Source organism: Chitinophaga sp. NPDC101104 (assembly GCF_050277495.1).
Lineage (GTDB): Bacteria > Bacteroidota > Bacteroidia > Chitinophagales > Chitinophagaceae > Chitinophaga.
Window position 1 is genome coordinate 58,069 of the sequence record NZ_JBNNSF010000005.1, and the last position, 13,027, is coordinate 71,095.

Here is a 13,027-nt window from a genome sequence, read left to right on the forward strand (position 1 = left end):
ATTTTGCCAGATGTTACAAGGTAAGAAGATCCTACTGGGCGTTTCCGGCAGCATCGCCGCCTACAAGGCCGCCCTGCTCGTGCGCCTCCTCGTCAAGGAAGGCGCCCAGGTGAAGGTGCTCATGACCCCCTCCGCCTGCGATTTCATCACGCCCCTCACGCTCGCCACCCTGTCGAAACAGGAAGTCGGCGTCCACATCTCCGAACACGGCAGCTGGAGCAACCACGTGATGCTCGGCCGCTGGGCAGACGTCATGCTCATCGCCCCCGCATCCGCCAACACCATCGCCAAAATGGCAAACGGCATTTGCGATAACCTCCTCCTCGCCGTATACCTTTCCGCCACCTGCCCCGTCCTTTTCGCACCCGCCATGGACGAAGACATGTGGCTCCATCCCGCCACGAAGGCCAATGTCGGCAAACTGCTCGCCTACGGCCACCGCCAGCTCCCCGTTCACCGCGGCGAACTGGCCAGCGGCCTCTTCGGCGAAGGCCGCATGGCAGAGCCCGAAGCCATCGTTTCCTACCTCTACAACTTCTTTTCCGGCAGGTCGGACGGCCAGCCCCTCAAAGGCAAAACCGCCCTCGTATCCGCCGGGCCCACCCAGGAGCCCATAGACCCGGTACGCTTCATCAGCAACCATTCCAGCGGTAAAATGGGCATCGCCATCGCCGAAGCCCTCGCCGAAGCCGGCGCTTCCGTCCACCTCGTGCTCGGCCCCACCCCCCGCGAAACCCACCACGCCGGCGTCACCACCGAAAAAGTGACGACCGCCGCACAGATGTTCGACGCCTGCACCGCCTTCGCACCGAAGGCCGACATCCTCGTCATGGCCGCCGCCGTGGCAGATTATCGCCCGCGCGACGTCGCCGATAAAAAAATCAAAAAGAAAGACGACGAAATGAACCTCGGGCTCGAGAAAACCGCAGACATCGCCCGGGCACTCGGCGCTTCGAAAAAAGAGGGTCAAACCCTCGTCGGATTTTCCCTCGAAACCAATAACGAACGCGAATACGCGTTGAAGAAACTGAACGACAAGCGCCTGGACATGGTGGTCCTCAATTCCCTGAACGACCCCGGCGCCGGGTTCAACTTCGATACCAATAAAATCACCCTCCTCCGCGCCGACGGCCAGGAGCGCCAGCTTCCCCTGCAATCCAAGCAGGACGCTGCCAGGGAAATCGTTTCGGCTATAATCGACATGCAACATGGGTAAACAACTTCTCGCTTTCTGCCTTTGTTTGATGGCATCCCTTGCCGCCGGCGCCCAGGAATTCCGCGCCAACGTTTCCGTTCAGGCCGCCCAGTTGGGCACCAACGTGGAAAAACGCATCTTCACCACCCTCCAGACCGCCCTCAACGAATTCATCAACGGCCGGCGGTGGACAGACGACGCGTTCACCACTGCCGAGCGCATCGAATGCAATTTCCTCCTCAACGTTACGCAGGACCTCGGCAACAATACCTACCGCGCGAGCCTCACCGTGCAGGCGGGCCGGCCCGTCTTCAACACGAGCTACACCTCCAGCATTTTCAATACGCAGGATAACAACCTGGTATTCCGGTATGTAGAATTCCAGCCCATGGAATTCAATGAACAGCGCATTTCCGGGAACGACCCCCTGGCATCCAACCTCACCGCTGTTGTCGCCTATTATTGCTACATCATTTTAGGGCTGGATTACGACTCGTTTTCCCCCCGCGGCGGCGACAATTATTTTAAAAAAGCCCTTAATATTGTGAATAACGCTCCCGACGGGAAAGACGTTTCCGGATGGAAAGCCTTCGAAGGCAACCGCAACCGTTACTGGCTGCAGGACAACCTGCTGAACGTCAAGTTCGCGCGGTTCCACGACGTGATGTATACTTACCACCGCATGGGGCTCGACCAGATGTACGAAGACGTGAACAAGGGCCGCGCCGCCATCATGAATTGCCTGAACATGTTGATGAGCATCCAGGAAGACCAGCCCAACTCGATGGTGGTGCAAAGTTTTTTTGCCGCCAAGAACGAAGAGCTGATGAAACTCTTCTCCAAAGCGCCGCCGCAGGAAAAAATGCGGGCCATCCAGATGCTGTCTGTCCTCGACGTGCCGAATGCCAACAAGTACCAGCAAATGAAGTAATATAAGACTATGAAGAATTGGAGAAAGATAGCGGGTGCCCTCTTCATCGCCGCCCTCATGGCTGCCTGCGGCGAAGCGGACCGTACACCGAAAGGCGTATTGGGGAAAAACGAGATGCGCGATATTTTGCTGGACATGAACTATGCAGACGTGTTTGCGCGCGAGCAGATGATGGAAGGCCGCAGTTCGGTAGACATCACGGAAGCCATGCGCGATTCGGCGAGTAAAACCCTGTATGCACAGATATTGCTGCTTCACAAAACCGACCGCGAAACGTTCATGAAAAGCTGGCAATTTTACGAATCGCATCCGGACAGGCTGGAGGCGATCTATAAAGATATGGCCGACGTTGTGCGCAGCAAGCGCGAAGCCATCGATTCCACAGAGCGGGCGCGCAACGAAAGGGAACAGCGCAAATTGGGCCGCACCCGGATGGATTCCCTGTTCTGGCCCAGTCCGGACAGTTTGAAACTGAATATATTCTGACGTTATACACACCAAAACATGAAACGCCCATAGAGGCGTTCCATCTTTCGGTTACAAACAAAAACTGAGAAGATGAACAAGATCGTTGCAAACGCCGACGAGGCCATCGCCGATATCCCCAACGGCGCCACCCTCATGCTCGGAGGATTTGGCCTGTGCGGCATTCCGGAAAACTGTATCGCGGCCCTCGTGCGCAAGGGCGTCAACAACCTGACGTGTATTTCCAACAATGCGGGGGTAGATGATTTCGGGTTGGGATTGCTGCTGAAGACAAGACAGATCAAAAAGATGATGTCGAGCTACGTGGGCGAGAACGCCGAGTTCGAACGGCAACTGTTGTCGGGCGAGCTGGAGGTGGACCTCATTCCGCAGGGAACCCTGGCCACGCGCATCGCTATGGCGGGAATGGGCATTCCTGCCTTTTTCACGCCCGCAGGTTTCGGGACGGAAATTGCGGAAGGGAAGGAGACGCGGCGTTTCGGGGAAAAGGATTATCTCATGGAACTGGCGCTGCCGGCCGATTTCGCCATCGTAAAAGCCTGGAAGGGCGACCGGATGGGGAACCTCGTTTTCCGCAAAACCACCCGCAACTTCAGTACTTCCATGGCGCGGGCGGGCAATGTGACCATCGCGGAAGTGGAGGAACTGGTGGAGCCCGGTCAGCTCGACCCGGACGAAATCCACGTTCCCGGGATATACGTGCACCGCATCTTCCAGGGGAATGATTATGAAAAACGCATCGAAAGGAAAACCGTCAAAATCTGATTTTCGCTATGGCTCTTGATAAATACGGCATCGCCAAACGCATCGCGCAGGAATTGCGCGACGGGATGTATGTGAACCTGGGGATCGGGATCCCCACACTCGTGTCCAACTTCGTTCCGCAAGGCATTTCCATCATGCTGCAATCCGAAAACGGCATGCTGGGAATGGGGCCTTACCCGACCGAAGAGGGCATCGACCCCGATCTCATCAACGCCGGGAAGGAAACGGTGACCATCCTGCCGGGAGGCGCCTTCTTCGACTCCGCCGAAAGCTTCGGCATGATCCGCGCCGGCAAAGTTGACCTCACCGTGCTCGGCGCTATGGAAGTGTCCGACTCGGGCGATATCGCCAACTGGAAAATCCCCGGGAAAATGGTGAAAGGCATGGGCGGCGCGATGGACCTCGTGGCTTCGGCCAAAAACATCATCGTAGCCATGATGCACACCAATCCCAAAGGCGAAAGCAAATTACTGCACCAATGCACCCTGCCGCTCACCGGCGTGCGCTGCGTCCGGAAAATCGTCACCGAAATAGCCGTGCTCGACGTTACGCCCGAAGGCTTCCGGCTGCTGGAACGCGCACCGGGCGTGAGCGTAGACGAAATCAAAGCCAAAACGGCCGGCCGGCTGGTCGTTGACGGCGATGTTCCTGAAATGGTTTTATAATCGTAACTTACGGTATGCAATTGTGTTATAACGGAAGATTCATAGCGGCCGACAAACCGTTGCTCACCGTGGATAACCGCAGTTTCCGGTATGGCGACGGGTGCTTCGAAACCATGAAAGTGTACCAGGGGCAACTGTTATTGGCCGACCTGCATTTCGAACGGCTGGTCGCCAGTTTGCATATCCTGCATTTTCACATTCCGCCGCATTTTACGAAAGATTATTTCATCGACCTCATCCTTCAGCTTTGCCGTACCAACGGCGTGAGCGATCTCGCGCGTGTGCGCCTCACCGTATGGCGCGCGGGAACGGGGCTGTACGACCCGGTCGACCATACGCCGCATTTCCTCATCCAGTCCTGGGAACTGCCGGAACATATTTTCGAACTGAACAGTTCGGGGCTTTCGCTGGACGTGTTCCCCGATGCCGTGAAAACCGGGGACAAGCTGAGCAACGTCAAATCCAACAACTGCCTGCCTTACGTGCTGGCCGCCATGTACGCCCGCCAGCACCAGGTGGCCGAAGCCGTTTTGCTCAATCAATACGGCCGCGTGGCGGATACAACCGTTGCGAACGTGTTCATCGTGAAAGACGGCGATGTTTTCACGCCGCCGCTGACGGAAGGGTGCGTGTGCGGGGTGATGCGCAAGCACATCCTCACCACCGAATTCCCGTTCCGCATCCAGGAACGGGTGCTGACCGTGCGCGATCTGCAAACGGCCGACGAGATTTTTCTCACCAACGCCATCTACGGCATCCGCTGGGTAGGCGAATTCGGCGACACCAGTTACGGGAACGCCACGTCCGCCATCCTGCACGACCTGCTGTACGAATCCATGTTGTAAGTTCGCCGTATCTTCGATTTTCCATCTGACATTGAACTTTTCCGCCCGGGGAGCCGCATCGCCTGTTAAAACCTGCGCATGAAAATTGTTATCTGCTGGCTCCGCCGCGACCTTCGCCTGCACGACCAGGCTGCACTATACCACGCCCTTCGCAGCGGTTGCCCCGTTGTGCCCGTGTTCATTTTCGACACCGAAATCCTCGACGACCTGGAAGACCGGGCCGATCGCAGGCTGCAATTCATCCACGATGCGCTGGCCGGCCTGCAACAGCAACTGTTGAAGCTGGGGAGCACTTTGCATGTGTATCACGGCACTCCTGCCGCCGCGTTCCGTCATTTTACTGAGGTGTACGATGTAGCCGGGGTTTTCGCCAATCACGATTACGAGCCCTACGCCCGCGGGCGCGACGAAGCCATCGGCAAGCTTCTCCGGGAGAGGAACGTGCCGTTCAAAACCTTCAAAGACCAGGTGATTTTCGAAAAGGGGGAAGTGCTGAAGGATAACGGAGAACCCTATACGGTATTCACGCCTTACAGCCGTAAATGGCTGGCCGCGGTGGAACCGTTTTTCGTCAAATCCTATCCAACGGAAAAATATTTCAACAACTTCCATCTGCAGGACGAGCGCCCCATCCCTTCGTTGCGCGACATCGGCTTTGCGCCCACGCGCCGCGATTTCCCGGCGCCGGGCCCGGAAGACGCTATAATTAAACATTACGACCAAACCCGCGACTATCCCGCCATTCCGGGCACGAGCCGTCTGAGCGTGCACCTGCGCTTCGGGACGGTGAGCATCCGCGAACTGGTGCGCCGCGCCACGAAATTGAACGATATATTCCTGAAGGAGCTGATCTGGCGCGAGTTTTACCAGATGATTTTGTGGCATTTCCCGGATGTGGTGCATGCGGCTTTCAAAAAGGAATACGATAACATCGCCTGGCGGAACAATGAGCGGGAATTCCGCGCCTGGTGCGAGGGACAGACCGGTTACCCTATCGTGGACGCGGGGATGCGCGAGCTGAACGCAACTGGCTATATGCACAACCGCGTGCGGATGGTGACGGCGAGTTTTCTCACGAAGCACCTGCTGATCGACTGGCGCTGGGGCGAAGCGTATTTCGCGAAAAAGCTCCTGGATTACGACCTGGCGGCCAACAACGGCGGCTGGCAATGGGCGGCGGGCTCCGGCTGCGACGCGGCGCCGTATTTCCGGGTGTTCAATCCTACGCTGCAGGCGCAGAAATTCGATAAGGAAGGAAAATATATCCGGAAATGGGTGCCGGAGTTCGACGGGCTGCAATATGTTCAACCCATCGTGAACCATGAAATGGCGCGGAAACGGGCGCTGGAAGTGTACGGCAGGGCGTTGAAGCCAGGCGGTACGTTATAGCGCGCCGGCCCTTTCCTTCAGCACTTCGATCGCTTTATGCCCCTGTTCGCCCAAATCCAGGCTGAAATCGTTGACATACAATTCGATATGCTGCCGCATCACTTGTTCGTCCATCTCCTGCGCGTGTTCCTTGACGTAAGGCGCGAGGGTGGGGTAGTTGGCGAAGGAAAACTGCAGGCTTTTCGCGATGAGGGCATCTACCTGCCGGGCCGTGGCTTCGGGAACGTCTTTCCGGATGAAAATACCGCCCAGGGGAATGGGGTGCCCCGTTTTTTCTTCCCAGAAAGCGCCGAGATCGGTGATTTTCACGAGGCCTTTTTGCTGGTAGGTGAAACGGTTTTCGTGGATGATGACGCCGGCGTCTGCCCGGCCGGAAATCACTGCCTGTTCGATGTCGGAAAAGACCATGATCTCCTTGTTTTTCGCGTCGGGGTAAGCGATGGAAAAGAGGAGGTTGGCGGTGGTATTTTCTCCGGGGATGGCGATTTTCAGCGATGAGACCTGTTCGGGGGAGAGGGGCTCCCGGGCAATGAGGAGCGGGCCGCAACCCCGGCCCAGCGCGCTTCCGCTGTTGAGGAGGCGGTATTTGTCAGCCACGCGGAGACCGGCGGCGAAACTCAGTTTCGTGATGTCCAGTTTACCCTGGAGTGCCCATTTGTTGAGGGTTTCCACATCCTCCAGCCGGGTGTCGAACTGCAAACCCTCCGTATCTATCTTTCCATTCACCAGTGCGTCGAAAATGAAAGTATCGTTCGGGCAGGGCGAAAATCCTAAGCTCAGTTGCATATATCGTTCTTTTTATCGTTCGTTATTCCATTCGTTGATCGTATCGCGGAGCAGGCCGTTGAGGCGGATCACCGCCGATTTGATGTCCCACTTCGATTTATCGCGCTGTTCCACATAATTGGATACGGCGCGCAGCTGGAGAAAGGGGACGTTTTCCATGAGGCAGGCATAGTGCAGCGCCGCGCCTTCCATGCTTTCGAGCGTGGGGGCGTACAGTTGTTCCAGTTGCGCGATGGTGGCGGCTTCGCCGGATACTTTATTGACGGAAACCGCGGAGGCCCGGGGCAGCGGCGCCAGGGAAGGCGGCATCCTGTCAAACGGATTTAATAAATAATTATTCGTAAACGGGTGCTGATCATGTTTCCAGAGCCCTATGCCGAAGAGGTCCCGGAAAACGCCGTTGTCTTCCGCCCCCAGGTCGCCGAAATATTCCTTCTCCACCAGCAGCGCATCGCCCAGCTTTACGTTCCGGTCAAAAGTTCCTGCGATGCCGGCCTGGAGCACCAATGCGGGCTGATCCCCCGCCGCGAGGCGCTTTCCCAGCGCAAAAGCCGCGCTGAACAGGCCGATGCCCGTGATGACCGTTTCTACGTCCGTTCTTCCGGATTCCTTCAGCCAGGCGATCGTGGGTTGGATTTCCGCCTCCGTGGCGGCGGCAACGAGCAGTTTCATCCCATAAAGGTACGTTTTCGACGAATTGCTTTAACTTTGCAGAAATTTATCAAGGAACAAATGATCTATTTGACGCGCGTCGAGCATTTTAATGCCGCGCACAAGTTGTACAATCCGCAGTGGAGCAAGGAGCAAAACCACGAAGTTTTCGGCAAATGCGCCAACGACAACTGGCATGGGCACAACTATGAACTGCACGTGACCATCAAAGGCAATCCCGATCCTGAAACCGGTTTTGTATTCAACGCCAAAACGTTAGGCGTCCTGATCAACGATGTGGTGGTAGAAAAGCTCGACCATAAAAACCTGAACCTCGACGTGGATTTCATGAAAGACAAATTCACTTCCGCGGAAAACGTGGCCATCGCCATTTGGGAACAACTCGAAAAACACCTGCCGGGGACCGTTCAGCTCCATTGCATCAAGCTGCACGAAACTTCCAAGATCTACGTGGAATACTACGGCGGTAAATAACCAGTAAAAACACAGCAGCACATGGCTTACCATAAAGAAGAGCAGTACGACGAATCAGTGACGAACGGGTTGAAGGAGTTTTACCGCAATAGCATTGCCCTGCTGGGCGAAGACCCCGAGCGCGAAGGACTGGTAAAAACCCCGGAACGGATGGCCAAAGCCATGCAGTTCCTCACGCAGGGCTACCAGCAGGATGCGAAGGAAGTGCTGAACGGCGCCAAATTCACGGAAGCGTACAGTGAAATGGTGATTGTCAAAGACATCGAACTGTATTCCATGTGCGAGCACCATATGCTGCCCTTCTTCGGAAAGGCGCACGTGGCCTACATTCCCAATGGTTTTATCACCGGGCTCAGCAAGATCGCCCGGGTGGTGGACATTTTCAGCCGCCGCCTCCAGGTGCAGGAGCGCCTCACCCACCAGATCCTGGACGCCATCCAGGATACGCTGCAGCCCCAGGGCGTGGCCGTGGTGATCGAAGCGCAACACCTCTGCATGATGATGCGCGGCGTGCAGAAACAAAATTCCGTAACCACCACATCCGCCTTCAGCGGCCAGTTCGAAGACGGGACCACCCGCGCCGAATTCATGAAACTCATCAGTTCCGACCTCATGGGCCGACGCTAATCAGCCGTTATCATATTGGTCCAAAACACATATGGTTTGACCCGGACACTTTCCGTGCTGGATTAAACCATAATTTTTTATATATATTTGCCATCTGATAATTAATCATATCAATGAAGCACGCATTCGTTTTTCCCGGTCAGGGAGCACAATTTACCGGTATGGGCAAGGCTTTTTACGAACAAAGCCCCAAAGCCCGCGATCTCTTCGAGCAAGCCAACGAACTGCTCGGATTCCGGATCTCCGATGTGATGTTTGAAGGCTCGGAAGCGGACCTCAAGCAAACCAAAGTAACCCAGCCGGCGGTATTCCTCCATTCGGTGATCGGGTTCCTCTGCCTGGAAAACGCCCGTCCCGACATGACGGCCGGCCACTCCCTCGGCGAATTCTCCGCCCTGGTGGCCAACGGCGCCCTCGGCTTCGCCGACGCGCTCAAACTCGTCTCTATCCGCGCCAACGCCATGCAGAAAGCCTGCGAGATCACCCCGTCCACCATGGCGGTAGTGCTCGGGCTCGACGATGCCAAAGTGGAAGAAATCTGCGCCACCATCACAGACGACACCGTGGTGCCCGCCAACTATAACTGTCCCGGTCAGCTCGTGATCTCCGGCACCAAAACCGGTATCGCCAAAGCGATGGAACTGCTCAAGGCTGCCGGCGCCAAACGCGTGATGGAGCTCGCGGTAGGAGGGGCCTTCCACTCGCCGCTCATGGCGCCCGCCCAGGCAGAGCTGCAGGCCGCCATCGAGTCTATCGCGTTCAACACGCCGAACTGCCCCGTATACCAGAACGTGGTAGCCAAAGCCGTGACCAACCCGGCAGCAATCAAACAGAACCTCATCACCCAGCTCACCGGCGCCGTGAAATGGACACAGTGCGTACAGGCCATGGTAGCCGATGGCGCCACCCGCTTCACCGAAGTAGGGCCCGGTAAGGTGCTGCAGGGGCTCATCGCGAAAATCGATAAGAACGTAGCGGCCGACGGCGTGAGCGATACGCTCGTGCTGGCGTAACCCTTCGCCGAACGATATAAAAAAGCGTCCCGGTTCTTCAGAGCCGGGACGCTTCGTTTTTTATGCCGTCCAAATCACAGATCGATGCTGACGTTCAGCCATTCCGGATCGAATCTGGCGTTGTATTTTTTGTAGAAATGAATGGCCGGCGCGTTCCATTCCAGCACCTGCCACATCATGCCGCTGAAACCTTTTGCCCGCGCTTCTTCGAGCAGGCGGTCGAACAGCAGTTTGCCGAGCCCTTTGCCACGGTAGCTTTCAGACACTACAATGTCTTCCAGCCACATGCGCGTGCCTTTCCAGGTGGAATAGCGGATGTAATACAGGGCCATCCCGGCGATAACGCCGTCTTCCTCCGCTACGAACGCCCACCATACCGGGTTGGGGCCGAATCCGGATTCCTCGAAATGTTCCAGGGTCACCGTCACCTGTTCGGGTGCCTTTTCGTATAATGCCAGTTCCCGCACCAGTTCCATCATGCGGGCGCAATCTTTTCTTTCAGCGCTGCGGATCGTAATCATGCTGCAAATATAGTCGTTTAGGCGAGGGCCTGGTCGAGATCCGTGAGGATGTCCGTCACGGATTCGATGCCGGTGCTCATGCGGATGAGCCCGTCGGTGATATCGTATTTCTCGCGCAATTCTTTCGGTACGCTGTAATGGGTCATGGAAGCCGGGTGGCAGATGAGCGTATCTGTGGTGCCGAGGCTCACGGCGCGGAGGCACATTTTCAGCTTGTCGATAAACCGTTTGCCCGCGTCCAGCCCGCCTTTCAGCTCAAAGCTCAACATGGCGCCGGCGTGTTTCATCTGTCGGGATGCGATCATGAAATCGGGGTGATCGGCGAGGCCGAGATAATTCACGGTGGCGATGGCGGGGTGCCCGTCGAGGAAGCCCGCCACTTCCATCGCGTTGTGGCAATGCCGTTCCATGCGCACTTCCAGCGTTTTGATGCCCTGTGTGAGCATGTATGCGTCGAACGGGTTGGAGTTGGCGCCGAGGAGGCGGTGCACCTTTTCCACCGGGCCGTTCATGAGCTCCACGTCGCGCCCGATCAGCACGCCGCCGATCGCGGTGCCATGACCGTTGAGGAATTTGGTGGTAGAATGGAAAACGTAATCGACGCCGTAGGCGAACGGCTGCTGGAGGTACGGCGTGGCGAAGGTATTATCCACCGCCGTGATGACGTTTTTCGCTTTCGCCAGACCAGTCAAAGCTTCGAGGTCTACGCAGCGAAGTGTGGGATTGGCGGGCGTTTCGAGGTACATCATTTTGATGGAAGGGTCCTTTTTCAGGATGTCTTCCGCGGCGTTCAGGTCGCGGAGGTCCATGATGATGGCTTCGATGCCCAGCGGCGGGAGGATCTTGCGGAACAGCTCGTCGGTGCCGCCGTAGAGCGAATAATGCGACAATATTTTATCGCCCGATTTGAGATGGGCGAGGAAAAGCGTGGAAAGGGCGCCCATGCCGGAGGCGTGCAGTTTCGCCTTGAGGACCAGCGGGTTGCCGTCTGGCCCCGTGAGCCCGAAAGCTTCCAGCGCGGCGATCTTGGCTTCGGCTTCGCGGAAGTTGGGGGAATCCCAGCGGGAGTAGATGAATCCGTCTTCCTGTCCACTGAAGCGGCGCATGCCCTGTTCGGCGGAATCATACACGTAGGTGGAGGAGGCGTAGATGGGCGTGAGGTGGGCATATCTCGGGTCTTGTTCATGGCCGGCGTGGATGCAGACGGAACTGAAGCCCGTTAGTGGTGAAGGGTTCATATCGTTTGAATTATTTTTTGGTAATGATTATCTTGTTAAGGTAAACAACGGAACGTAAAAATAAGATATTAATGAAGGATCTCCTGGTACAACTGGCCGGGCATAACGCCTGGGCCAACGGCCGGCTGATGAAGGTGATGGCGGCATTGCCCGACGAGCAGCTGGACCGCGACATGGGCAGCAGTTTCCCGACTTTGCGGAAAACGGTGTTGCATGTCTGGAATGCGGAAAGCGTCTGGTACCAGCGGCTGCTGCTGGCGAGCCCGGTAGTGCCTCCGGCGGCGGGTTTCAGCGGCGGGATGGAAGAGCTGGCCGGGTTGTTCGTAAGGCAGAGCGAGGCGTTGAGCGCGTTCGTGGCGGGCGCATCCGACGCGAAGCTGGCGCATACGGTGGAGTTCAATAGTCCGGCGAAAGGCGTTTGCAAGACGCCGGTGACGCGGATATTGATGCAGGCGTTCACGCACAGCGCGTTCCATCGCGGGCAGCTGGTAACGATGTTGCGCCAGCAGGGGGTACCGCGGATACCGTCCACCGATTTCATCGAATATACAGGATGGAAAAAATAATTCCCTTTATTTTACAGCCATAATCGGAGCCAATGAGCCTTGCATCGTTTTACGCCAATGCGCCGCGCCACCTGGTGGCGGTGGATTGTATCATTTTCGGGTTTGAAGACGGGAAACTGAAACTGTTGATCATCCAGCGGAAGGTGGACCCGCTCGCCGGCGCGTTTTCGCTGGTGGGAGGATTCGTCCAGGAAAATGAAAGTACCGACCATGCGGCCATTCGCGTATTGCGGCAAACGACCGGTATCCGCGACATCTTCATGGACCAGCTCCGCGCCTACGGCGATGCCGGCCGCGATACCGGCGCCCGCGTGATCTCGCTCGCCTATTACGCCCTCATCCGCATCAGCGAGCACGATAAGCTCCTGGCGCAGCAGCATGGGGCGCATTGGCTCAGCCTCCATCAAATCCCCGAGCTCATTTTCGACCATAACGAAATGCTTCGCGACGCCCTGGAGCGCCTGCGCGACCGGGCCAAATTCCACCCCCTCGGCTTCGAGCTGCTTCCGGAGAAATTTTCCCTGCCCCAATTGAGAAATTTGTATGAAGAAATTTATCAACGGCCGTTAGATAAACGTAACTTTAGGAAGAAAATCCTGGCAATGGACATTCTTGAGAAACTGGACGAAAAAGACAAAAGCACTTCCAAGAAAGGGGCGCATCTGTACCGGTTCGACAGGAAAAAGTACGATGCGTTGACCCAGCATGGATTCGTGTTCGAGATTTAGCTTTTGTTCCGGCCCTGGCATTTACCGATTTAGTTACATCCTTATTCCAAAACCCAAGCAAATGTGTTTGTTTATCCGCATCTTCCCTTGCGCTATGGCGCCTGTTTTTGATGGACATGATGAAAT

General features: G+C 56.5%; 16 protein-coding genes. 12 read left to right on the top strand and 4 right to left on the bottom strand.

Annotated elements, in window-relative coordinates; genetic code table 11:
* The first annotated feature begins 10 nt into the window (after window positions 1–10).
* From coaBC to ACQKLP_RS25550, 7 genes are all read left to right on the top strand, one after another.
* A complete protein-coding gene (coaBC, locus tag ACQKLP_RS25520; protein WP_427325955.1) occupies window positions 11–1,216 on the top strand; it encodes a bifunctional phosphopantothenoylcysteine decarboxylase/phosphopantothenate--cysteine ligase CoaBC in 1,206 nt (401 codons plus the stop codon).
* On the top strand, window positions 1,209–2,126 hold the full coding sequence (locus tag ACQKLP_RS25525) for a DUF4835 family protein (protein ID WP_427325957.1): 918 nt from the start codon (window positions 1,209–1,211) through the stop codon (window positions 2,124–2,126). Before coaBC ends, ACQKLP_RS25525 begins: the two co-directional genes overlap by 8 nt.
* Before the next feature lie 9 nt (window positions 2,127–2,135).
* The gene (locus ACQKLP_RS25530; RefSeq protein WP_427325959.1) at window positions 2,136–2,612 is read left to right on the top strand and encodes a DUF4296 domain-containing protein; all 477 of its coding nucleotides are present in this window, start codon (window positions 2,136–2,138) and stop codon (window positions 2,610–2,612) included.
* 72 nt (window positions 2,613–2,684) lie between these two features.
* A complete protein-coding gene (locus ACQKLP_RS25535) occupies window positions 2,685–3,377 on the top strand; it encodes a CoA transferase subunit A (RefSeq protein ID WP_427325961.1) in 693 nt (230 codons plus the stop codon).
* 8 nt (window positions 3,378–3,385) lie between these two features.
* Window positions 3,386–4,042 (top strand): 3-oxoacid CoA-transferase subunit B, encoded by a 657-nt coding sequence (locus ACQKLP_RS25540; protein WP_427325963.1) that lies wholly within the window; start codon window positions 3,386–3,388, stop codon window positions 4,040–4,042.
* Window positions 4,043–4,056: 14 nt separating this feature from the next.
* On the top strand, window positions 4,057–4,887 hold the full coding sequence (locus ACQKLP_RS25545; RefSeq protein ID WP_427325965.1) for an aminotransferase class IV: 831 nt from the start codon (window positions 4,057–4,059) through the stop codon (window positions 4,885–4,887).
* Window positions 4,888–4,965: 78 nt separating this feature from the next.
* A complete protein-coding gene (locus ACQKLP_RS25550) occupies window positions 4,966–6,276 on the top strand; it encodes a cryptochrome/photolyase family protein (RefSeq protein ID WP_427325967.1) in 1,311 nt (436 codons plus the stop codon).
* Here ACQKLP_RS25550 and ACQKLP_RS25555 read toward each other — a convergent pair.
* Window positions 6,271–7,062 (bottom strand): 1,4-dihydroxy-6-naphthoate synthase, encoded by a 792-nt coding sequence (locus ACQKLP_RS25555; protein ID WP_427325969.1) that lies wholly within the window; start codon window positions 7,060–7,062, stop codon window positions 6,271–6,273. The two genes, ACQKLP_RS25550 and ACQKLP_RS25555, sit on opposite strands and share 6 nt — an antisense overlap.
* A 12-nt stretch (window positions 7,063–7,074) precedes the next feature.
* Window positions 7,075–7,734: a futalosine hydrolase gene (mqnB, locus tag ACQKLP_RS25560; RefSeq protein ID WP_427325971.1), complete on the bottom strand. Its 660-nt coding sequence runs from the start codon at window positions 7,732–7,734 to the stop codon at window positions 7,075–7,077.
* A 36-nt stretch (window positions 7,735–7,770) separates the two neighbouring features.
* On the opposite strand from mqnB, the gene ACQKLP_RS25565 reads away from it, so the two are divergent.
* The 3 genes from ACQKLP_RS25565 (at window position 7,771) to fabD (ending at window position 9,848) form a co-directional block, all read left to right on the top strand.
* The gene (locus ACQKLP_RS25565; protein ID WP_427325973.1) at window positions 7,771–8,208 is read left to right on the top strand and encodes a 6-pyruvoyl trahydropterin synthase family protein; all 438 of its coding nucleotides are present in this window, start codon (window positions 7,771–7,773) and stop codon (window positions 8,206–8,208) included.
* A 21-nt stretch (window positions 8,209–8,229) separates the two neighbouring features.
* Window positions 8,230–8,835: a GTP cyclohydrolase I FolE gene (folE, locus tag ACQKLP_RS25570; RefSeq protein ID WP_427325975.1), complete on the top strand. Its 606-nt coding sequence runs from the start codon at window positions 8,230–8,232 to the stop codon at window positions 8,833–8,835.
* A gap of 113 nt (window positions 8,836–8,948) precedes the next feature.
* Window positions 8,949–9,848, top strand: a complete 900-nt coding sequence (gene fabD / locus ACQKLP_RS25575) for an ACP S-malonyltransferase (protein ID WP_427325977.1) — start codon at window positions 8,949–8,951, stop codon at window positions 9,846–9,848.
* Window positions 9,849–9,922: 74 nt separating this feature from the next.
* Here fabD and ACQKLP_RS25580 read toward each other — a convergent pair whose 3' ends face one another.
* Together ACQKLP_RS25580 and ACQKLP_RS25585 are read right to left on the bottom strand one after the other, a co-directional pair.
* Window positions 9,923–10,369 carry an N-acetyltransferase family protein gene (locus tag ACQKLP_RS25580; RefSeq protein WP_427325979.1) on the bottom strand — a complete coding sequence of 149 codons (447 nt, stop codon included), beginning with the start codon at window positions 10,367–10,369 and terminating at the stop codon, window positions 9,923–9,925.
* A 17-nt stretch (window positions 10,370–10,386) separates the two neighbouring features.
* On the bottom strand, window positions 10,387–11,607 hold the full coding sequence (locus ACQKLP_RS25585) for a trans-sulfuration enzyme family protein (protein ID WP_427325980.1): 1,221 nt from the start codon (window positions 11,605–11,607) through the stop codon (window positions 10,387–10,389).
* A gap of 71 nt (window positions 11,608–11,678) precedes the next feature.
* On the opposite strand from ACQKLP_RS25585, the gene ACQKLP_RS25590 reads away from it, so the two are divergent.
* Window positions 11,679–12,173, top strand: coding sequence for a DinB family protein (locus tag ACQKLP_RS25590; RefSeq protein WP_427325981.1), 495 nt, complete (start codon window positions 11,679–11,681; stop codon window positions 12,171–12,173).
* 32 nt (window positions 12,174–12,205) lie between these two features.
* On the top strand, window positions 12,206–12,901 hold the full coding sequence (locus tag ACQKLP_RS25595; RefSeq protein ID WP_427325982.1) for an NUDIX hydrolase: 696 nt from the start codon (window positions 12,206–12,208) through the stop codon (window positions 12,899–12,901).
* Window positions 12,902–13,027 lie beyond the last annotated feature (126 nt).

What these genes read in the sequence shown, in the direction of transcription:
- coaBC (WP_427325955.1), top strand. Translation starts at nt 11, where the DNA reads ATGTTACAAGGTAAGAAGATCCTACTGGGCGTTTCCGGCAGCATCGCC.
- ACQKLP_RS25525 (WP_427325957.1), top strand. Translation starts at nt 1,209, where the DNA reads ATGGGTAAACAACTTCTCGCTTTCTGCCTTTGTTTGATGGCATCCCTT.
- ACQKLP_RS25530 (WP_427325959.1), top strand. Translation starts at nt 2,136, where the DNA reads ATGAAGAATTGGAGAAAGATAGCGGGTGCCCTCTTCATCGCCGCCCTC.
- ACQKLP_RS25535 (WP_427325961.1), top strand. Translation starts at nt 2,685, where the DNA reads ATGAACAAGATCGTTGCAAACGCCGACGAGGCCATCGCCGATATCCCC.
- ACQKLP_RS25540 (WP_427325963.1), top strand. Translation starts at nt 3,386, where the DNA reads ATGGCTCTTGATAAATACGGCATCGCCAAACGCATCGCGCAGGAATTG.
- ACQKLP_RS25545 (WP_427325965.1), top strand. Translation starts at nt 4,057, where the DNA reads ATGCAATTGTGTTATAACGGAAGATTCATAGCGGCCGACAAACCGTTG.
- ACQKLP_RS25550 (WP_427325967.1), top strand. Translation starts at nt 4,966, where the DNA reads ATGAAAATTGTTATCTGCTGGCTCCGCCGCGACCTTCGCCTGCACGAC.
- ACQKLP_RS25555 (WP_427325969.1), bottom strand. Translation starts at nt 7,062, where the DNA reads ATGCAACTGAGCTTAGGATTTTCGCCCTGCCCGAACGATACTTTCATT.
- mqnB (WP_427325971.1), bottom strand. Translation starts at nt 7,734, where the DNA reads ATGAAACTGCTCGTTGCCGCCGCCACGGAGGCGGAAATCCAACCCACG.
- folE (WP_427325975.1), top strand. Translation starts at nt 8,230, where the DNA reads ATGGCTTACCATAAAGAAGAGCAGTACGACGAATCAGTGACGAACGGG.
- fabD (WP_427325977.1), top strand. Translation starts at nt 8,949, where the DNA reads ATGAAGCACGCATTCGTTTTTCCCGGTCAGGGAGCACAATTTACCGGT.
- ACQKLP_RS25580 (WP_427325979.1), bottom strand. Translation starts at nt 10,369, where the DNA reads ATGATTACGATCCGCAGCGCTGAAAGAAAAGATTGCGCCCGCATGATG.
- ACQKLP_RS25585 (WP_427325980.1), bottom strand. Translation starts at nt 11,607, where the DNA reads ATGAACCCTTCACCACTAACGGGCTTCAGTTCCGTCTGCATCCACGCC.
- ACQKLP_RS25590 (WP_427325981.1), top strand. Translation starts at nt 11,679, where the DNA reads ATGAAGGATCTCCTGGTACAACTGGCCGGGCATAACGCCTGGGCCAAC.
- ACQKLP_RS25595 (WP_427325982.1), top strand. Translation starts at nt 12,206, where the DNA reads ATGAGCCTTGCATCGTTTTACGCCAATGCGCCGCGCCACCTGGTGGCG.